Annotated in this window: 16 protein-coding genes; 10 read left to right on the top strand and 6 right to left on the bottom strand. The window is 54.1% G+C overall.

The features are described 5' to 3' along the window. Window positions 1-4 precede the first annotated feature (4 nt). The 3 genes from J5069_RS04905 (at window position 5) to J5069_RS04895 (ending at window position 3,377) form a co-directional block, all read left to right on the top strand. Window positions 5-514 carry a ClbS/DfsB family four-helix bundle protein gene (locus J5069_RS04905; protein ID WP_264642796.1) on the top strand — a complete coding sequence of 170 codons (510 nt, stop codon included), beginning with the start codon at window positions 5-7 and terminating at the stop codon, window positions 512-514. Window positions 515-618: 104 nt separating this feature from the next. Then, entirely contained in the window at window positions 619-1,101 is a 483-nt protein-coding gene (locus tag J5069_RS04900) for a MarR family winged helix-turn-helix transcriptional regulator (RefSeq protein WP_264642795.1), read from the top strand. Beyond that, entirely contained in the window at window positions 1,098-3,377 is a 2,280-nt protein-coding gene (locus J5069_RS04895; RefSeq protein WP_264642794.1) for an excinuclease ABC subunit UvrA, read from the top strand. The genes J5069_RS04900 and J5069_RS04895 overlap by 4 nt, the downstream gene beginning before the upstream one ends. Before the next feature lie 63 nt (window positions 3,378-3,440). On the opposite strand, the gene J5069_RS04890 is transcribed toward J5069_RS04895, so the two are convergent. Then, a complete protein-coding gene (locus J5069_RS04890; protein ID WP_264642793.1) occupies window positions 3,441-5,018 on the bottom strand; it encodes a methyl-accepting chemotaxis protein in 1,578 nt (525 codons plus the stop codon). Window positions 5,019-5,654: 636 nt separating this feature from the next. Here J5069_RS04890 and J5069_RS04885 point away from each other — a divergent pair. From J5069_RS04885 to J5069_RS04860, 6 genes are all read left to right on the top strand, one after another. Next, entirely contained in the window at window positions 5,655-8,276 is a 2,622-nt protein-coding gene (locus J5069_RS04885) for an EAL domain-containing protein (RefSeq protein WP_264642792.1), read from the top strand. Window positions 8,277-8,396: 120 nt separating this feature from the next. Then, the gene (locus tag J5069_RS04880) at window positions 8,397-10,352 is read left to right on the top strand and encodes an autotransporter domain-containing protein (protein ID WP_264642791.1); all 1,956 of its coding nucleotides are present in this window, start codon (window positions 8,397-8,399) and stop codon (window positions 10,350-10,352) included. A 189-nt stretch (window positions 10,353-10,541) separates the two neighbouring features. After that, window positions 10,542-11,507, top strand: coding sequence for a glutathione S-transferase family protein (locus J5069_RS04875; protein WP_264642790.1), 966 nt, complete (start codon window positions 10,542-10,544; stop codon window positions 11,505-11,507). Between the two features lie 66 nt (window positions 11,508-11,573). Next, window positions 11,574-12,416: a transporter substrate-binding domain-containing protein gene (locus tag J5069_RS04870; protein WP_264642789.1), complete on the top strand. Its 843-nt coding sequence runs from the start codon at window positions 11,574-11,576 to the stop codon at window positions 12,414-12,416. A gap of 17 nt (window positions 12,417-12,433) precedes the next feature. Then, window positions 12,434-13,177, top strand: a complete 744-nt coding sequence (locus J5069_RS04865; protein ID WP_264642788.1) for an amino acid ABC transporter permease — start codon at window positions 12,434-12,436, stop codon at window positions 13,175-13,177. Further along, on the top strand, window positions 13,164-13,922 hold the full coding sequence (locus J5069_RS04860) for an amino acid ABC transporter ATP-binding protein (RefSeq protein WP_264642787.1): 759 nt from the start codon (window positions 13,164-13,166) through the stop codon (window positions 13,920-13,922). The genes J5069_RS04865 and J5069_RS04860 overlap by 14 nt, the downstream gene beginning before the upstream one ends. Window positions 13,923-13,966: 44 nt before the next feature. Here the strand turns inward: J5069_RS04860 and J5069_RS04855 are convergent, their stop codons facing one another. The 3 genes from J5069_RS04855 to J5069_RS04845 form a co-directional block, all read right to left on the bottom strand. After that, entirely contained in the window at window positions 13,967-14,731 is a 765-nt protein-coding gene (locus J5069_RS04855; protein ID WP_264642786.1) for an HNH endonuclease, read from the bottom strand. A 75-nt stretch (window positions 14,732-14,806) separates the two neighbouring features. Next, window positions 14,807-15,871 carry a glutathione S-transferase gene (locus J5069_RS04850; RefSeq protein ID WP_264642785.1) on the bottom strand — a complete coding sequence of 355 codons (1,065 nt, stop codon included), beginning with the start codon at window positions 15,869-15,871 and terminating at the stop codon, window positions 14,807-14,809. Window positions 15,872-15,899: 28 nt separating this feature from the next. Then, entirely contained in the window at window positions 15,900-16,760 is an 861-nt protein-coding gene (locus tag J5069_RS04845) for a helix-turn-helix transcriptional regulator (RefSeq protein ID WP_264642784.1), read from the bottom strand. A gap of 429 nt (window positions 16,761-17,189) precedes the next feature. On the opposite strand from J5069_RS04845, the gene J5069_RS04840 reads away from it, so the two are divergent. Next, window positions 17,190-18,485, top strand: a complete 1,296-nt coding sequence (locus J5069_RS04840; protein ID WP_264642783.1) for an MFS transporter — start codon at window positions 17,190-17,192, stop codon at window positions 18,483-18,485. A gap of 54 nt (window positions 18,486-18,539) precedes the next feature. Here the strand turns inward: J5069_RS04840 and J5069_RS04835 are convergent, their stop codons facing one another. Together J5069_RS04835 and hisC are read right to left on the bottom strand one after the other, a co-directional pair. Continuing rightward, entirely contained in the window at window positions 18,540-18,965 is a 426-nt protein-coding gene (locus J5069_RS04835; RefSeq protein WP_264642782.1) for a GNAT family N-acetyltransferase, read from the bottom strand. Between the two features lie 11 nt (window positions 18,966-18,976). After that, entirely contained in the window at window positions 18,977-20,056 is a 1,080-nt protein-coding gene (hisC, locus tag J5069_RS04830; protein WP_264642781.1) for a histidinol-phosphate transaminase, read from the bottom strand. Between the last annotated feature and the right edge of the window lie 21 nt (window positions 20,057-20,077).

Below are 20,077 nucleotides of genomic sequence, written 5' to 3'. Positions count from 1 at the left end.
GAGGATGGCGGTTCCACAAGACAAAGCCGCGTTGTTGGCGGCAATCGACGGCGAATTCAGTAAGCTGTGCAAGGAGTTTGCGCAGGTGCCTGCCGCAGTTGTGGATGAACCAAGCCTGCCGGGACACGCTAAAGACACGATGATGAGCGTGAACAACCTCGCCGCCTATCTGTTGGGATGGAATGAACTGGTGCTGAAATGGCTGGCGCGGGATGCCGCTGGTGAGCCCATTGATTTTCCTGAAACAGGGTTCAAATGGAATGAGCTGGGTCGGTTGGCACAAAAATTCTATCACGATTATGAGGCACTCCCTTTTACGCAGGTGATTGAACGTCTGATCGCCGCTCAGGCGCACATTGTTGCTCACATCAACGCCAGCAGCGATGAGCAACTTTACGGCCAGCCGTGGTACGGAAAATGGACGCAAGGCCGCATGATTCAATTCAATACCTCTTCCCCTTATAACAACGCGCATGGGCGTTTGCGTAAATGGCGTAAGGGGAAAGGTGATTAGTGCACTCAATGCAGGTGTGCAATGATCATTTGATTTCCAAATAGAAACCAATTTACTATATAAATCACGATTTATAGCCAAATTGGTTTCTGTAAGGAATGCAAGTGACAAGGTTATCGATGTCTGAACACGGCAAGCTGCCGGAACCCAGCGCGTTGGAAAACGCGTTGTCCGGTTTGCAGTGTGTGCTGGTGGCTCGGCGAGCGCGTTATACGCCAGAAGCCGTAAGCTGGGGGCAGTATGACATTTTGGAACTGCTGCGACTGCAAGGCGGAATGACGCCTTCTGCATTGGGCGAGCGACTGGGTATTGCTCGCACCGGCGTATCCAAATCCCTACGCGTTTTGAAAGATTTGGGGCTGATCGCACAGGTGCAGGACGATGACGATCGGCGTGCGCAAGTTACCGTATTAACCGAACTCGGGCGCGATTTTCTGGCGCGGGCGGCAGACGGCCGCCGCGATGCGGCACAGCGCGCAATGGAAGCCCTGTCTGCGGGTGAGCAAGCCATTTTCACTGAGCTGTGCGAGAAGGTCAGTGCGGCATTAGCCATGCAGGAGGCGCGGGCCGGGGCGGATCAACCATGAGCAACGCGATCCGAGGTTATCGTGATATGGAGATTATCGGCGCGCGTGAAAATAACCTGCGTAATGTCAGCTTGCGTATTCACAAAGGGTGTATCACCGTGTTTACCGGCGTATCCGGCTCTGGCAAATCCTCACTGGTGTTTGACACGCTAGCCGCAGAATCACAGCGTCAGTTCAACGAAAGCCACAGCGCGTTTATCCGCCATCGACTCACGCATTACGGTCAGCCGCAGGCTGATGCCTTACGTTATCTGCCCGCATCCATTATTGTCGATCAACAACCGCTGCGCGGTAATGCGCGTTCCACGGTCGGCACCGCGACCGATATTCAGCCTTTGCTACGCCTGTTGTTTTCTCGTGCTGGTCAGCCCTTTATTGGCTATGCAAACGTGTTTTCTTTTAATCATCCTCAGGGTATGTGCCCCCAGTGTCAGGGGCTCGGCGTGGTAGATCAGCTTGATATTGAACGGCTGTTCGATCGCCGCCGATCGCTCAATCAGGGCGCGATTCGCTTTCCCACGTTTGCGCCCGGTAGCTACCGCTGGAAACGCTACGTCTGCTCTGGGCTGTTTGATAATGACAAACCGCTGTCAGACTATTCGTCCGCCGAGTGGCAGACCTTACTGTATGACGACGATCGCGCGGTGACGCAGCCTTTACCTGGATGGCCAGCAACCGCGCGCTATCAGGGGGTGATCCCGCGCTTTCGACGCGCTTATCTCGATCATGAACCCAGCCGTTTGACACAGGCGGAGCGTGAAGGGTTGGCCGCGGTGATCGCGCGCCAGACCTGTCCTGATTGTGTGGGCGCGCGGCTTAACCCCACCGTGCTGTCGTGCAACATTGCGGGCAAGTCGATTGCGGATTGTGCGGCAATGGAGGTCGGGCAGTTGCTGATTTTTTTGCGCGGGTTGGCGATTGCTCCGGTTGTCTCGGTGGTAGCGGCAATGATCGAGCGACTGGAGCAAATGGCGACGTTGGGATTGGATTATCTGAGTCTGGCGCGCGCGACAGCAAGTTTGTCCGGCGGAGAAGCGCAACGAGTCAAAATGGTGCGGTATCTGAATAGCAACCTTGCCGATATCGCCTATATCTTTGATGAGCCCAGTGCAGGCTTGCATCCACGCGATGTGCATCAACTCAATACCTTGTTGCGCGGTTTGCGTGACAAAGGCAATACGGTGCTGGTGGTGGAGCACGATCCGGCGGTTATCGCCATCGCCGATAACATTGTTGATATGGGGCCGGCCGCCGGTATTGACGGCGGGCGCGTGGTCTATCAGGGGGATTATGCCGGATTACGACTCGCGGATACGCCAACCGCCCGTGCGCTTTCCCGTCCCTTACGTCTTAATACCCAACCGCGCGTGACGACCGGGCAATTGTCGTTGCATGATGTTTCGTTGCATAACCTGCATCATATCGATGTGACATTCCCTATGGGAGCACTCACCGTTGTCACCGGCGTAGCGGGGTCGGGGAAAAGCACGTTAGTGAACCGACTGTTGCCACGCCACTATCCGCATGCCGTGCTGATTGACCAACGCGCGCTTGGCGGAACGCGTCGGTCAACGATTGCCAGCTATATGGGGATAGTGGAGCCTATCCGCGCGTTGTTTGCGCGTGTCAGTGGGCATCCCGCCAGCCTGTTTAGCAGCAACGGACAAGGGGCTTGCCCGGAATGCAAAGGACTGGGAATGATACACACCGATCTGGCGTTTATGGACAGCGTTGAAACGCCCTGCGAAGCCTGTGCAGGCAGCGGATTTAATCATGCTGCGCGTGCGGTGGACTATTTAGGGAAAAACATGGTGCAGACACTGGCGCTCTCTGTGGCGCAAGCCATGGTGCATTTTTCCGGTCATGCGCCCATTGTGCGGTTATTGCAGCGTTTGCAGCGCGTCGGTTTAGACTATGCGCCGTTGGGCCAATGCCTGAGTACACTTTCCGGCGGTGAACGACAACGGTTGAAACTGGCATCCCAACTGGAAGAGGGCGGTTCGCTGTATCTGTTTGATGAACCTACCACAGGTTTACACCGTGCGGATGTAGACCGATTGCTGGCACTGTTTGATGGGCTGGTCGAGCGCGGTCATACCGTGATTGTGGTTGAGCACAATCTGGATGTGATTGCACATGCTGACTGGCTGATTGAAATGGGGCCGGGTGCCGGGCACCGTGGTGGACAGGTGGTGTTTGCGGGAACGGCCTCAGCGATGATGGATGCACCGGATTCGATTACCGGCCCGTTTCTCAAGGCCGCGATGAATGCATGATCGGTTCGCCAGCAACCGAACGCCTGGGCGAGATAAGCGCTCTCGCACCAGGCGGTTTTCGGCTTAGTTTAACCGTGCCAACGCGGGCAGGATGTCACTACCATCGTCAACGCGGAACTGAGCCACGGTGCGAGACAATCCCTGAGCCTGATCGCTGAGCGATTTGGCGGCGGCCAGCGCTTCTTGCACCAGTGCGGCATTTTGCTCGGTGCTTTGATCCATCTGCGCAACGGCCAGGTTGACCTGCTCAATACCTGAGCTTTGTTCTGCGCTGGCGGCGCTGATTTCAGCAACGGTGGCTGTCACGCGTTGCACGCTTTCAACCACTTCACTCATGGTAACACCGGCACGTTTCACCAGCGTGGTGCCTTCATCCACTTTAGATACTGAGTCATCGATCAGGCCCTTGATCTCCTTGGCGGCAGACGCGGAGCGCTGTGCCAGCGTGCGCACTTCGGTGGCGACCACGGCAAAACCGCGACCTTGTTCACCGGCGCGCGCCGCTTCGACGGCGGCATTTAACGCCAGGATATTGGTCTGGAAGGCGATGCTGTCAATCACCCCGATGATGTCCACCACTTTACGCGACGAGCCGTTGATGGAATCCATGGTATTCACCACTTGTTTAACCACAGCACCACCGCGAACAGCGACGTCGGAGGCAGACTGCGCCAACGCATTGGCGTTGCGGGCATTCTCTGCGTTGTTATGTACCGTCGAGGTGAGTTGTTCCATCGCGGCGGCGGTTTCCTGCAACGCGCTGGCTTGCGATTCGGTGCGTGATGACAGGTCTTCGTTACCGGATGCAATTTGCATCGATGCGGTAGTGATGGAGTGGGTGCTGCTGCGTACCTGGCTCACCAAATCAGCCAGTTTGTCGCGCATGGCACTGATGGCAAACAAAATACTGCTGTTGTCGCCTGGACGCGTTTGCACGTCAACGGTCAGGTTACCGTCAGCGATTTCACGTACCACTTCTACCGCGTATTGCGGCTCACCGCCCAATTGACGCAGTAACGTGCGCAGCATGTTCCAGGCCAACAGCGTGGTGGCGAGTATTAACACGGTAACGAGCGCCAGCAGCATCAGCGCATTGCGCCAGAACGTCTGCTGAATATCATCGATATAGTCGCCGGTGCCAATGATCCAGTCGAAGGGTTCGAAGTGCGTGATGGCGTAGAGTTTATCAACCAGGCCATCCGTACCGGGGCGCATGCCCTTACCCGAGGTGAAGGCTAGGGGCTGGCCTTGCTGCGCGGCCTGCTTAAGCGCATCACGGTTACGCACGCCGGATTCTCGGCCGCCGTTGGCATCCACAATACCGACGCGTTTGGCGTCAGGGTGAACATAGTTCACGTCATCGCTGTAGCCGAGTACGAAGAAATAGCGTGTATCTTTATGAAAGCTGCCAATGGCACGTTTGGCTTCGGCCATGGCTTCGTCATGACTGATCTGACCTGCCTTTTCCCGGTCATACGCTTTTTGTGCGGAGGCTTGCGCTAACTCAACCAACGTTGTCAGGTGGCTGGTGCGCTCTTTCATCAGCGAAGAATAGAGTGTATTCAACGCTACAGCAGATAAAATCAATAGACCCAATAGTGTTGCGCCGCAAAGCAGCATAATCCGAGTGCGTAGTTTCATGGTGTAGTCTCTTCTCTCGTTTTCAAGCAGATCAAACGTCACACTAGGCGCTGGCGTAGTGTTTCAATAAGGAAATGACGGCGTTGTGAAAACGTGCAGTCTGAAGATGCAAGGAGGGAGGGCTGGCTCACCAACCGCCCATCCTTGGCAGCCGCAGATAACATTTACAACGTGGTACTCTTACACCACCTGTCGTTTTATTAGGCAGATAAGTCCATATTATTTATTGGTTTTCCTTATTAATACCTCTATCGGCACGGTAACCTGCTTCTTTATAGAAAAATGGCCTTATGCCGATTTAGTACCATACTTATACTGTCTATGGATGCCGTTGCTGCTGCATGTCTCGTTATTATCATTATGAAATCATTGAATATTTAGCGTGCTAATTAACGGGTGTGACAAAAATTTTATTTATTTCATGGCCAGGTTAAAGGTGGTTATAACCGCTATTTGCTGTGAATACGCTATTTTTCCACATGATAAAAAATACACAGCGTGCGCTTTATGCTGAATATTTGCGTGTCAATGATATTTATATTTGCGCGTTATGTGGATTGCCTCCGTAATTAACTTTTTTGGCGTAGAGCCTCGGATAAGGGACGATCGCGGTTCATATAATGAGGAGCTAAAACAATGTTTGGAGCACTTAACCGAGCCGAATCGCTCTCTGCCGAGGCTATAGCACAGCAATTTAACGCGTTGGATCAGGGCATGGCGATTGCGGAATTTGATCTCGATGGCGGGTTGCGCCGAGCGAATCAAAACTATCTTTCGCTGTTTGGCTACCGTGCCGATGAGATTTGTGGCTGGGATCACCGTCAATTTTGCTTTCCTGCGTTTGCCGACAGCCCGGCGTATTCCGCATTTTGGGACAGTCTGCGTCAAGGCGCGCCCCATTCCGATCTGGTTGAGCGTCAGCGCCGCGATGGGGCGCAACTCTGGCTTGAAGCCACTTACATTCCGGTGCGTGACGACGGCGGCGAGGTGCAGCATATTCTGAAAATCGCCATGGATGTCAGCGTCAGAGTCCAGCACGAACATGACCAGAATGAGCGCCTGCGGCGTTTATCACTGGTGGCCGATGCGACGGATACCGCGGTGCTGATCAGCGATGCGCAGTGGCAGATTATCTATGTCAACGTTGGTTTCGTGCATATGTTTGGCTGGACGGCAGACGAAGCGATAGGGCAAAGGCCGATAGCCCTGATTTCGCCCCAACAAGATAGCGTGATGGTGGAGGGGCTACGCACCATTTTGCGTTCTGGCAAACCGTTCGAGCGGGAAGAGGTTCTGGTCGGAAAACACGGACAGCGTTATTGGGCAAAAGTGATATCGAACCCGGTCATGAACGCAGAAGGCAGCCTGTTGTATACCGTATCGACGCTGACCGATATTACCAGCGCAAAGATGCATGAGGTATTACAGCATCAGGCGCTTGAAGCGTTGGTGGCAGAGCGCCCGCTGGCAGAGGTGCTTAATCTGATGTGTCGCGAAGTGGAGCGCATTGCGCCCGATATCGCGGCCACCATTTTGGAGGTCGATAATTACGGCAAACTGCATCCGCTGGCCGGACCCAGCATGCCCGATGAGTATTCTCAGGCGCTGGACGGCAGCTCGATAGGACCAAAAGCCGGGGCATGCGGCACCGCGGCGTTTCGCAACGAGGTGGTGATTGTCGATGACATTGCGACCGATCCACTTTGGGAAGGTTATCGCCAGTTGATCCTGCCGCTCGGTTACATTGGCTGTTGGTCTACGCCGGTTCGCAACAACCATGGGCAGGTTATCGCCACCTTCGCGCTCTACTTCCGCACGCCGCGCAACACCATGGCGAGAGCGTTTCATCAAGGATTGATCGATGCCTGTACCCATTTATGTGCGCTGGCGCTGGTGCGTGAGCATGAACGCCAGCGCATGCGCCAACTGGCGTTCTATGACAGTTTGACGGGAATGCCGAACCGCAGCCTGCTCGAAGCCACTACCGATCAGGCCATTGCCGCCGCCACCCGCGACGACGACGAGATGGCGTTTTTGTTTATCGATCTCGATCGCTTCAAACAAATCAACGATTCGCTGGGACATCCGGCGGGGGATGAACTGTTGCGACAGGTGGCCGCCCGCTTGCGTCATGAGTTGCGGGCGGTGGACATTGCCGGGCGACTTTCCGGTGACGAATTTGTGGTGATTTTGCCGGGATGCGGCATGGGCCAGGTGGGCGATAGGGTTGAGCAGCTTCAATCGGTACTGGCTGAACCCATGCTGCTGCTGGGCACCAGCGTGTCGATATCCGCCAGCGTCGGGATTGCCATGTTTCCGACCGACGGCCGAGATTTGGATACGCTGCTGCATCGCGCCGATATGGCGATGTATCAGGCCAAAAGTGGCGGACGTGGGCAATCCCGTTTCTACAGCAATGAAATGAATCAACTGGCGCAAGAACGTCTTGCGTTGGAAACCGCACTGCGCCAGGCATTGAAGCTCAATCAACTCTCCTTGCACTATCAGCCGCAAATTGAGCTGGCGACCGGGAAACTGTACGGTGTGGAAGCGCTGGCGCGCTGGACGCACCCGCAGCTTGGCAGTATTCCGCCAACGCGTTTTATTCCGCTGGCAGAAGATTGCGGATTGATCGCCGATTTGGGCCGCTGGGCGCTGCGCGAAGCCTGCTGCCAACTGGCCGCCTGGCGGGATGCAGGACTGCCGGTGCCCTCGGTTTCTGTCAACCTGTCGCCCACCAGTTTCCACAACCTCGATCTGCCGCGCATGATTGCTTCTACCCTCGCCAGTCATGCGTTGTCGCCGGAGCATTTAACCCTCGAACTCACCGAGAGCGTGCTGCTCGATACCAACCCCAATACCATGAAAACCATTGCTGAAGTGCGTGAGCAAGGGGTGCGCCTGTCGATGGATGATTTCGGCACCGGCTATTCCAGTCTCAGCTATCTGCGCCGCTTGCCGGTTACCGAGCTAAAACTGGATCGCAGTTTTGTCGCCGATTTGGAGGCAGATGAAGCGGCGCGGGCGTTGAGCAGCGCCATTTTAGGGATTGGCAATAGCCTGTCTCTCACCGTGGTTGCCGAAGGTATTGAAACGCCAGCGCAAAATCGGTTTCTGCGCGAACAGGGCTATCCGGTGGCGCAAGGCTACCTGTTTGCCAAGCCGATGGCACCTGACCAGATGGGCTGCTGGTTAGCGGCGCGCAAACAGTGCGATGCAGATGGCTCTGTCTCTATTGAGGATACGCAGAGTCACTAAATTCGCGCGTGGGCCGGATTGTTTCCCAATGTTTCATATTATTAACATATTAACGAAAAACTGCATAAACCCTTACGCTGGAAACAGTTACACCAGCAAAAATCATAAGGGATGCAGTAAATGATAAAAAAAATAGCAGTGGCTGTGGGATTGGCGTGTCTTTCTTCTTCCGCATGGGCAGTGGACTATGGCGATTACGCACAGGTGACCGTGGATCGTCTGATCCATGATTATCCCGGACGCTATCGCGGTACGGATAATTTTGCCGGCGCAGCGGACTGGATGGAGCAGCGCATGCTGTCATCCGGGTATACCGCAGTCAGACAGGATTTTACCTGGACGGCAGGGGGCAGTTCGCGCGCCTCACAAAACGTGCTGGTTTATAATCAAGGGTTAAGCAACGATTACATCATCACCGGCGCGCATTTTGACACGTACTTCAATCGCCCGACGTTACAAGGGCTCGACGATAACGCGTCTGGCGCGGCTATCCTGACCGAAATCGCGCGTAATTTCAGCGGCGTTCAAACAGAAAAATCCCTGGTATTTGCCGCATTCGGTGCGGAAGAAGAGGGGCTGCGAGGCTCGCAGGCGTTGGTCAATGCCTTGCAGGCAGAAGGTTATGACGGCAATCTCAAGGCGATGATCAACATGGACAGCATGATCACCGGTGACATGCTGTATGCCCATGCGGGCAGCAACAGCGTGGCAAATCCCGCGCTGACCAGTCTGCGCGAACAGACGTTGCGTATCGCCAAAGAGTTGGGAATAGCGCTGTTTACCAACCCGGGCCTTAATCCTGATTATCCCGCCGGTACCGGCTGTTGTAGCGACGGTGACAGTTTTAACAATGCCTTTAACATCCCGGTGCTGTATATGGAGGCGACCAACTGGAACATCGGCGATTTAGACGGTTATGAACAGACCACGAATCCGGCCATTCCCGGTGGCGCAACCTGGCATAACCCCGCCCTTGACAACGAAACGGTGCTGACAGACGCGTTGGGTCCCGATCGCGTGGCGCAGCGCCTGAGCGACGTTTCTCGCCTGATCTCGCGTTTGCTGCTGGAAATCTCCGATACCGATCGACTTCATTCTGCAATGTCGGCGGCAAATATGCAGCGCGCCATGGAAGACAGTGTGAAACGCCAGCATCAATCGTTGGCCGATCTTCACAGTCAGCGTTGGTCGATGCTCCAGGATTTGCCACGACGTACAGGATCGCTGGACGGTGCCGTCGGGATTGAAGGGCAGCAACTGCCATCTTCCGGGTTCGATCTGGCTCCACAAAAAAATGCGCGTGCGGTAATGGCCTACGCACTGCTGGATTATACACTAAGTGACAGCGTCACCGTTGGTGGCAGCCTGAGCGTCATGCGCAATACCGATGAACTGGAACGTAATGGGCACCTGAAAAGTGATACCTGGCAGGCCGGGCTCTATTCCCTGTGGCATGACGGCGGTCCGCTGTGGGCCGCTGGGGATATTTCAGGCGGGCGCGCCTCAATCGATACCCGTCGTGATGTGCATATTCAATCTGCGGGGGGGCCGGTGCTGTTGGATAATACGCTGAGCGGTGAAACGCAAGCCCAGTTTATCAGCACGCGTTTGATGAGCGGTTATGATTTCTCACTGGGCGCGTGGCGCACCGGCCCTTTGGTCGAGATGGATTATAGCCATTATCGCATCAACGGCTTTGATGACCGGGAATCTTTACGCACTGCGGTTCGCTATGAAAAACAGAACCTGAACTCGCTGGAAGCGCGTCTTGGCTGGCGCGTGCGCGGTAATATCGATCTCAATTCCACCTTCTCACTGCACCCTTATGCGTCAGTGAGTTGGGTCAATGAGTTGGCCGATGGATTAAATGACCGTTTTACCGTTCATGCGCGCGATGGCGGCGGGGCGCGTAGCGTGCAAGTGGCATCACCGGATAAACATTTTGGTCGTGCCGCGCTGGGCTTACAGTGGGTGACGGAAAAACACCTGAATGTCTACACCGAAGTGGGCAGCCGTTTTTCCCATGATGACGGCGATCAAACGCAATATACCTTGGGCCTTCAGTGGATGTTTTGATAACCGCGCATTAACCTTTACCTTCACCTGCGATAACAAAGGTTGTCGCAGGTTTTTTTTTGCTAAACATATCCGTTTTCCGCATTTAACTTTGCTTATCGTAGCGCGCATAATTCAAAAAAATATTTCAATTAAGCTTTTATTCTCTTTTAAGAATAAGCATCGGCACCCTATTGGCTAAAGGACAGGATGATGACAACTAACACCGTGAGTAATATTGCCACATCAGAAATTACTCATGAAATTGCGCAAGATGGCGCATTTATCAGACAACAGAATCGTTTTACCACCCCTTTCGGTGATAAGCCGGGTGAACTTCCAGTAGAAAAGGATCGTTATCGTCTGCTGTGGACGCCTATTTGCCCCTGGGCGCACCGTGCGGTGATTGTGAGAAAACTGTTGGGATTAGAGGATGTTATCAGTCTGGGAACGGCACACCCGGTGAGAACCACGCGTGGATGGGCCTTTTCATTGGATGAAGGTGGCGTTGACCCGGTATTGGGCATTCATTATTTGCCCGAAATTTATGCCAAAAGCGATGCCAATTATACCGGGCGTGCCACGGTGCCCGCCGTGGTCGATGTGAAAAAGGGGATTGTGGTAAATAACGACTATTTTAAGTTGACGAATTATTTCGAAGTGGCATTTAAAAAATTTCATAAGCCGGATGCCCCCGATCTCTATCCTGAAGCGTTACGCACGGAGATTGATGCACTGAATGCGGTTATTTTCCATGACGTCAACAATGGCGTGTATAAAGCCGGATTTGCGCAGACGCAATCTGCTTATGAATCCGCATGGGACACTTTATTTAATCGCTTGGATATTTTAGAGCAGCGCCTTGCCAGCCAACGCTATTTGTTTGGTGACCGCATTACGGATTCGGACGTCAGGTTATACGTCACGCTGGCGCGCTTTGATGTGGCGTACTACAGCGTTTTTCGCACCAACCGCAATCGCGTGATCGATTTTCCGCATTTATGGGGCTATGCGCGCGATCTCTACCAGACGCCGGGTTTTGGCGACACCACCGATTTTCATGCCATCAAACAGGGTTACCAGTTAGGCGATTTCAACGCCAACCCGTATCAAATTCTGGCAAAAGGGCCTGATGTATCGCTCTGGCATTTCTCCCACCAGCGCGCCGCGCTGTAATACGACAATTGCGCATGATAGTGGATGCGAGATAACAACCTATTTCTTACGATCAGGATAACAACCATGAATTTACAGATGACCAGGCACGCGGTTGCGTCGTTCTTTTTAGTGGGTGCCGGTGTGGCTATCGGCGGTTTTTATGGCATTGACCCTGTCAACGCAGCCACGACGGATAAACCGGTTAATATCGTGGTCGCCACTTCGGCCGGCCCGCGACCTTTTACCTATTTTGATAAGGATAATCAGCTGGTAGGCTATGATATTGATCTCGCCAGAGCGGTGTTCAGCCATCTGCCGCAATATAAAGTCTCTTTTACTACCACCGAATTCCCCTCAATATTGGCCGGACTTGATTCCGACCGTTTTCAGGTCGGTGCAAATAACTTTGCTGAAAACAAACAGCGCAAAGAAAAATACATTTTTACGCAGCCGATATTTGAAAACCAGTTTGTGATTGCCATCAGTGAAAAAAATGACAGTATTCATTCTTTGAAAGATCTGCTGGGGAAATCCACGGAAGTCAATCCGGGTATCAACTTCACCACCGCGTTGGAAAAGTATAACCAGCAACATAAAGAGAATCCGGTCAATCTGAAGTACACCGAAGCGGAGCTGTTACCCGTATTGCAGAACGTAGAGAGTGGCAGAGCAGACTTCCAGTTGATTGATAAATCGATGCTGGAACAGTACATCGCAGAGTACCAGCTGAAACTGAAGGTGATACCGCTTAGCAAAGAAGAAAGCGGGCTTATCGCTGCGCCTTACAGCTACTTCCTGGTTGCCAAAGGCGCGAAGGGAGAGATCCTGGCGAACGACATCAATGCGCAGTTACAGAAATTGATCGCGGATGGCACGGTAACGGCGATCAGTCAGAAATATTTCCACGGCGACTACGCACCCAAATAAAAGAAGGTCTGCGCTGAATGCCTACTATTTTTGACATAAAATTGGTTTTTACGCAGATCCCGGCGTTACTGGAGTATTTACCGGTAACGCTGTTGATCACTGCGTTTTCAATGATCGCCGGTGTTATTCTGGGGTTTGCTATTGCGTTAATCAGAATTAAACGCATCTGGTTGCTTAATTCAGGCGCGGGCGTGTTTGTCTCTTTTATTCGTGGGACGCCGTTGATTGTCCAGCTCTACCTGACCTATTACGGCATTCCTATCCTGCTAAAATATTACAATTATTACAACCAGACCGATTACAGCGTCAATGATATTCCCACGCTACTGTTTGTGTTATTGGCTTTTTCGCTCAATGAAGCGGCATATAATTCAGAAAGTATTCGGGCCGCGCTATTGTCGGTGGATAAAAAACAGATCGAAGCCGCCCAATCGCTGGGCATGACGCCCCTTCAGGTGTTGAGACGCGTGACGATCCCAGAAGCCTTTGTGGTGGCACTGCCCACCTTAGGCAACGCCTTGATCGGTTTATTGAAGGGCACCTCATTGGCATTTGTCTGTTCGGTGATTGAATTAACTGCGCGCGGCAAGATCCTGGCGAGCAGCAACTATCGCTATTTCGAAGTGTATGTCTCGCTGGCGCTGATTTATTGGGGGCTCACCATTATTATTGAGGCGCTGATCAAAGTAATAGAAGCCCGAATTCGGATACCTGAGCGTCCGCTGGTCAATAAGGGAGCGATAGCCAGTGATCGACATTAAACATTTATCGAAAACCTTTCAGAACGACACCATCCTGAATGATATCTCGTTCCACCTCGCGAAAGGGGACGTGATGGCGATTATTGGCTCTTCGGGCGCGGGGAAATCAACGCTGCTGCGCTGCATCAATCGCCTTGAACAGCCCGAACACGGCGAAGTGACCATCGCTGGCGAGGTGTTCAATCTTGCGACATTACCGCGTCGTGACTTGGTTCGTCTGCGACAGAGCACGGCCATGGTGTTCCAGCAATTCAGCCTGTTTCAGCAAAAAACGGCGCTGGAGAATGTAATGGAAGGCTTAACCATCGTCAAAAAATACCCGAAAGAAAAAGCAAAAAAGGTGGCGATGGCCCAATTAAAAAAGGTTGGGCTGGCTGAGCGTGCTGATTATTACCCACGCCACCTCTCCGGTGGGCAGCAGCAGCGGGTAGGGATAGCGCGCGCATTGGCGATGGAGCCGCAAATTTTGCTGCTGGATGAACCGACATCGGCACTGGATCCCGAATTGGTGACGGAGGTGCTGGATGTGATTAAACAGGCGGCGCTGGAGGGCAATACCATGATCATTGTTTCCCATGAGATGGATTTTGTGCGTCAGGTTGCCAACCGGGTGCTTTTTTTGGAAAAGGGAAAAATCATTGAGGATGGCAGCGCACAGCAGGTGTTTGATAACCCGAAACATGAGCGCACCAAAGCGTTTCTGGCCCGCTACTACCGACGGTTAGAGCCCGAATACCAGATTTAAACAACACGCATCGCGCTCCCTGTGGGGAGCGTGTTTCACGCGATTTAGTGCGTAGCGATAAAGATATGCTGGCGGTGGTACGCGAGTTGACTGACATCGGGCGGAAAGGCGATGGGCAGCCTGAGCGCATGCCCTTCATATTTTGCGAAACTTTGTTCACTCGCCGCGCTTTTTAGCTGCTTGATGCGGGGGGAAAGCACCAGTTCGAGGTGATCGTTAAAGGTGATCAATCCGCGATCGAAGGCTTTATCATGCAAGCTGGAAAGGCACAGGCCGTTACTCGGATCAAGGCGATGTTCAACCGCGTTATTCCAGGGACGGATGTGACTGGCAACCAGAAGCATCGGCTCTTCCAGACCGGTTAGACAACACCGGTTTTCGTAGGCGTCCAACACCCGTTTGCGAAACAGTTGCTGCCCGACACGCGCTTTGATGATGGTGGTTTTTTCTCTGCCACTGAAATCTGCTGCGGGAGTCTCTTGCAACGCCGTCAGCGGTTTTTCCAGCGTGGTCATCGCGGATTGGCATTGCTGCTCAAAGGCATCGCTATCCCGATCCATCTCCTGCCACAATTCGCGATCCGCTTTCGATGCGCCCGTCAGACCGCGACGTCCTGATTCGATAATAAAAGGGTCCAGACTGGCTATGTTCACCAGCTTCATCGCCAGTGCCGACGGTGTGCGGCCAATCAACCCTGCATAATGGATAATATCAGGATTGAGCGCATGCAATTTTCCAAAAGGGATCTGACTGTAGAGCGTAAAAGCCACCAGTAACTGTTCCCGCGTCCAGCGATTTATGGCCGCCATAAGCGATTTCCCGGCAAGTAATTCAACGCGTTATCTGTAACCTTTACTATGCCAGGCTGGGCGGCCATTGCATACCTATACGTTCGTTGAATTCACCGCGGCTGTTCTCTCAAGCCAGGACCAATAGCGCTCCGTGCCAGCGCCGCCGGGGCCGGAGGCCAACGGTGAGCCAGTCAATACATCGCGCTGGTGAGGGGCTTGCCAGCGCGTCAGCGCCGCATCGTCGGTAACGCTGGCGATGCGTTCGGTGCCAAACCCATAGCGATAGGTGCCATCGGCCTGAGGCAACAAGCCGGTGGCAACCTTATCGGCATCATCGGCAAAGCCCGGCGTGGCAAACAAATCGCGGGCATAGGCCCACAGGTGCGGAAAATCGCTGATGGCGAACGCGGTGCCCAGTTCGGGAGGCAGGCTGGGGCGGTATCCCCGGTCATACGACAGCAATGTTTGGAATAAGCGCACGTCAGAATCGGTAATCTGGGCCCCGAACAGATAGCGCCGGGTCGTCAGGCGGTGGTCGTAATCGGCCAGTCGCGCTTCAAAGATATTTTTGGCTACCCGCGCGGCCAGCAGGGAGTTGGCAAACAGGATCTTGTACGGGCCATTGTTGACATCGTCAAAAATCTGCTGGTTAAGTAGGTCGATGGCGGGACGTAACGCGCTGGGATAAAGATCCGGTGCCGTTGCACTGTGCAACGGAGCCCACGCCGTTTCGAGATCGTAGGGCAGGGTGTGGTAGTCGTTGTTAACCACCTTACCGGTTTTCAAATCGACCAGCGTCGGTACGGTGCCGCGCCCGGTGTAGTCAGGGATGGTGCGGCGATAGAGATCGTTGAGTCGTTTAACGCCAAGCACCGCATCAACGCCGTCAGGTTGACCGGCAAACAGCCAACCGTCGCTGTCGCGATGCGATACGTATCCCACGGAGATTGCCGTTTCTAACCCCAACAGGCGACGTAAAATAAGAACGCGCCGTGACCAGCCGCAGCCAGCGCTGACGATCAGGCGGTAGCGACCTGCTTCGACCGGCAGTTGATGGCTGCCTGTGCCGAAACGGCTGGTGAAAGCGTTACTTTGGCGGCGAAACCCGCCATCATCGGTTTGCTCAACGGTTTTTTCTGGGTATAGCACGGTAGACATAACCACTCCTCATCAGGGTAACTGGCGATCATTTCAACGAATGTAAAAACTGCTCCTGACCACTGCGGTAGTCGGATGGGCTACTCCCGCACCAGGATTTAAAGGCGCGCCGGAAGCTGCGTTCGTCAGAGAACCCTAAGCGCTCGGCGATATGCTCTGTGGTAACACCGCTGCGCAGCAGGCGCCGGGCTTCGGTGAGACGCACTTCACGCGACAAAATGGAGTAGCTGGCGCCTTGCTGATCGAGGACGCGGGCCAGCGTGCGTCGGCTGATGCTGAGCAGCCGCGCCATGTCGTCGGCAGAATGAATGGTGTCCAGATGTGCCTGCAAAAACTGAAGCAGGCTGTGTTTATCCCTGATGCGGCCCGCCACTGTGGCCACCAGCCGCTCGGCCTGCGTACGCAGTGCACTGTTTAGCGCCGGTGTGGGGCGGTTAAGCCACTGGCGTGAGAAATCGATTTGCGCGATCCCCTCATCAAAGAAAACCGGACAGCCGAAATAGTGCTCAAGCGTGGATTTAGCAATGCCGCAGGAGCGCGTAAAGCGCACGCTGTCTGCAATAGGGATGCCCGGCGTGTGGGAACGGGAAACCGCAAAGCAGTTCACAAAGTGAAAGTGTTCAAGCGTCGCGCGCAGTTCCGGATCGTAAAATCTGGGAATGTGCAGCAGGCTGAGGCCTCCATTGCGATTGGCTTCTGGCACCGCACTCCACGGCGTTTGGAAATGTTTGGCACAAAAACGAATACTTTCCTCACCGTTGTTTAATGCCATTGCTGCCAGACTGATGGCACCAAAACTGGTGTAATTAATTCGCGCCGCATGGCTGAATAAACATGCGCTCCGGTCTTTATTTTCCCCCAACCACAGATGCTCAAAAATATAACGCATTTCCTGATAGGAAATGGTGGTGGATGACCAATCTCGCTGTGTAGGATAAATAGCAAATTGCTGTTGCAATGTCTCAGTTAAAATAGATTTATTGGCTGAAGAGAGTAATAAACCTGATATTTGAAATAATGTAAAAAATCGGTCATTGGTCCCGAGCGGTTGATGTGCCGGGACAGGGCCTCTGCTGTTCGGGGACAGCATACCCGCGCGTTGCGATTCCATTTTTCACCTGGTGCTTTGTGGTGATGTCATCATGACTAAAAATGTAATCAGGATATCCCCTCAATAGCAATGCAATAAAACAGCTAACGAAAGTCTGTTTTCATCTATCCGTGGCACGGATTGTCCTTTTGCCGTCAGCGTCTGTTATTAAACAATAGCGATCACGACCGATGGATTACTGAAAATAGTATTGGTGAGGGCATTGCCATGGCGGTATCGCAAAAAGAATTATTGAGTGACTCGTATTATCAGGCCTTGCCTGCGGCGTCCGGGTGGCAGCAAAGTAGCCACCTGTCTTTGGCGTTTATCTGGATGTTGGGCGTGGTGTGCGTGCTGGATTCAGCCATTATCTCCTCCCTGCTGACGCCCATCAAAGCGGAGTTTGGTTTCAGCGATGAGCAAATGGGGCGCTTCTCTTCCATGTTCACCCTGGCTGGTATCCTTGGTGCGCCGATTATGGGCACGCTGGCGAACCGGTTTAGTCGTAAAACGGTGTTATTGATTGGCGCGACGGTGTGGAGCGTGGCGTCATTGTCGACGGGGCTGGCTGCCGGTTTTATCGGTTTGCTGTTTTGGCGCGTGCTCACCGGTTTCAGTGAGGCGGCCTATAACACCGTCGCACCGGGCTGGTTGGCGGATCTTTACCGTCCGCGTTGGCGCAACGTGGTGTTTTCGCTATACATGTTGAGAAATAAAATCGGTACCGCCGCCGCGCTTGCGCTCGGTAGCCTGCTGGCCAGCGAGTATGGCTGGCGCACGGCGTTCTTTGTCGCGGGGTTGCCGGGTATTGTGCTGGTACTGCTGTTGCTGCGCGTGAAAGAGCCGACCATTGGCGCAATGGATGGCGCGCAGCCGGGAAACACGATAAGCGAAAAAACCGGGATACGGGACAGTCTGGCGGTGTTCCGTTTTCCGGCCTACGTGTTGCACACGGTTGCCTTGTTGCTGTTTTTTATCGCTATGTCGGTACAAATCTGGATACCGGCTTATTTGCATCGCGTTTTTGCGCTCACCAATCCGCAGGCATCAGGTTTTTTGGCGCAGGTGTTGCTGTACACGCTGCCAATGGGGCTGATTGGCGGGTATTTTTCCAGCCTGTTATTGCGTCAGTATCGCTGGGGATTCCCGCTGTTTTTAGCCAGCACTTCACTGCTGGCGGCGTTGGCATTTTCGTTGGCCTATAGCAGCCCGACGCTGTCACACGCGCAGGTGGGGATTGCTGCCGGGATTGCCGCCTTTGGCTTTAGCGCCGGAACCTTGACCACGCTGATTGTTGAAACGGTGCCGCCGCATTTGCGTAACAGCGCCATGGCTTATTCCATCGTATTGACGTCCGGCCTGGCCGGTGTGATTGGTCCGGAGCTGGTTGGTCAGTTGTCCGATCGCTATACCCTGGGGGGGGCAATGTATGTCGCGCCAGTGGCTTACGCCAGTGCGGGTGCGGTGTGGCTGGTGCTTGCCCTGTGGCAGGCGCGATCGCAGACAAAAGCGACAGCGGAATAATAAGGGTATAAAAAAGAAAGGGCACGGTAAGTGCCCTTTCTTATAACGGTACAATCAATTCAAGTTTTTGGTCACGCGAATCAAGGCGAACAGGCCGCCCTCAATGATGTCGCCTTCGGTCTGATAGCCCAGTTGCAGATAAAACTGGCGCACGTCCCACTTGCTGGTGATCAGTACCTGGGTAAACCCCAGTTCTGCCGCCCAGACTTCCATCTCACGGATCAGCAGGCTGCCGATGCCTTTGCCCTGATAGCCAACCGCAACGCTGATCCGCTCGAATTTTGCCTGTCCGTGATAATGACGCAGGCGCCCGGTAGCCACGGGCGTTTCACCGTCCATGATCAGCAGGTAGTCGCAGTTATCGCCCGGTTTTTCGTCGATCTCACCGGAAATAGCAATATCCAGACTCAACGCCACTTGAATCCGGAGGTAGTGCACGGCAGCGAGCTGCCAGGGTTCTGCCACTCTGATTATTTCCATGTTATTTCCTGTCATGCCGGACGTTGCGCGGCCAGTTGATGCAGTACTGCGAATACCCGCTGGTTCTCATCGGCATTGCCGATCGTCACGCGAATCCACGAGGGAAGGCCCACTTCCCGGCCTGAGCGCAGCACGATGCCCGCGTCGAGAAACACGTTTGCGGCCTCGTCGCCATCACGTTCAAGGTTGATCATCAGGAAGTTGGCGAAACTCGGAATATAGTCGAATCCCAGCGCCTCACAGCAGGCATAGTAATCGGCCAATCCCTCGCGCACCAGTGTGACAGAGCGTGCCAGAAAATCGCTATCGTCCAGCGCGGCGCTGGCAGCGATTTGGGCCAGATGATTCACATTGGGGGGCACTTTGACTTTATGCAACAGACTGGCCGTTTCGACGCTGGCGACCGCATAACCAATACGCAACCCCGCCAAGCCATAGGCTTTGGAAAAGGTACGCAACACAATCAGATTGGCGTATTGGCGGGCCAACGCAATGCCATCTGGCACATCCGGTGCCACGGCATATTCACGGTACGCTTCGTCGAGCACCACGGGAATATCGGCAGGGACCTTGGCGAGAAACGCCTGTAACGCCCCCGAGGCAACCATCGTTCCCATCGGGTTGTGCGGGTTGCACAGCCAGATCAACCGCGTTTGCGGCGTGATAGCCGCCTGCACGGCATCAAGGTCAATGGCGTGTTCGGATAAAGGCACGGCAACCACGGTGCCGCCGTTCAACCGCGTGGTCAGGTTATACCAGCCGAAAGAGGGCGTGGGGATCACCACCTCATCCCCGTCGCTGACGAATACGGCGCTGATCAGCGACAGTATCTCAAAAATGCCGCTGCCAAATACCAGACGCTGCGGGTCAATATCGTGATGGCGAGCCAGCTTTTCTCGCAGTTCGTCGCAGAAGGTGGAGGGATAGCGCGAGGCGGAGGCCAGCGCCGCGCCGAGTGCCTGCGCGACCAGCGGGGAATAGCCAAGGCTGTTTTCATTGAGCGCCAGATTGATCAATGGGCCTTTGGCGTCTTGCAACGCGTGCGGCGGATCAAAGCGGCGAAGCGCGTCTAAAACCGGACGATAGTGCATAGTGAGGGATTCCTGCCAGAT

The sequence above is a fragment of the Candidatus Symbiopectobacterium sp. NZEC127 genome, assembly GCF_025962675.1.
In the GTDB taxonomy this organism is placed as follows: Bacteria; Pseudomonadota; Gammaproteobacteria; order Enterobacterales; family Enterobacteriaceae; genus Symbiopectobacterium.
Note: the sequence above shows the minus strand (reverse complement) of the source record. Positions and strands in the feature narration are given on the sequence as shown.

What these genes read in the sequence shown, in the direction of transcription:
- J5069_RS04905 (WP_264642796.1), top strand. Translation starts at nt 5, where the DNA reads ATGGCGGTTCCACAAGACAAAGCCGCGTTGTTGGCGGCAATCGACGGC.
- J5069_RS04895 (WP_264642794.1), top strand. Translation starts at nt 1,098, where the DNA reads ATGAGCAACGCGATCCGAGGTTATCGTGATATGGAGATTATCGGCGCG.
- J5069_RS04890 (WP_264642793.1), bottom strand. Translation starts at nt 5,018, where the DNA reads ATGAAACTACGCACTCGGATTATGCTGCTTTGCGGCGCAACACTATTG.
- J5069_RS04885 (WP_264642792.1), top strand. Translation starts at nt 5,655, where the DNA reads ATGTTTGGAGCACTTAACCGAGCCGAATCGCTCTCTGCCGAGGCTATA.
- J5069_RS04880 (WP_264642791.1), top strand. Translation starts at nt 8,397, where the DNA reads ATGATAAAAAAAATAGCAGTGGCTGTGGGATTGGCGTGTCTTTCTTCT.
- J5069_RS04875 (WP_264642790.1), top strand. Translation starts at nt 10,542, where the DNA reads ATGATGACAACTAACACCGTGAGTAATATTGCCACATCAGAAATTACT.
- J5069_RS04870 (WP_264642789.1), top strand. Translation starts at nt 11,574, where the DNA reads ATGAATTTACAGATGACCAGGCACGCGGTTGCGTCGTTCTTTTTAGTG.
- J5069_RS04865 (WP_264642788.1), top strand. Translation starts at nt 12,434, where the DNA reads ATGCCTACTATTTTTGACATAAAATTGGTTTTTACGCAGATCCCGGCG.
- J5069_RS04855 (WP_264642786.1), bottom strand. Translation starts at nt 14,731, where the DNA reads ATGGCGGCCATAAATCGCTGGACGCGGGAACAGTTACTGGTGGCTTTT.
- J5069_RS04850 (WP_264642785.1), bottom strand. Translation starts at nt 15,871, where the DNA reads ATGTCTACCGTGCTATACCCAGAAAAAACCGTTGAGCAAACCGATGAT.
- J5069_RS04845 (WP_264642784.1), bottom strand. Translation starts at nt 16,760, where the DNA reads ATGCGTTATATTTTTGAGCATCTGTGGTTGGGGGAAAATAAAGACCGG.
- J5069_RS04840 (WP_264642783.1), top strand. Translation starts at nt 17,190, where the DNA reads ATGGCGGTATCGCAAAAAGAATTATTGAGTGACTCGTATTATCAGGCC.
- J5069_RS04835 (WP_264642782.1), bottom strand. Translation starts at nt 18,965, where the DNA reads ATGGAAATAATCAGAGTGGCAGAACCCTGGCAGCTCGCTGCCGTGCAC.
- hisC (WP_264642781.1), bottom strand. Translation starts at nt 20,056, where the DNA reads ATGCACTATCGTCCGGTTTTAGACGCGCTTCGCCGCTTTGATCCGCCG.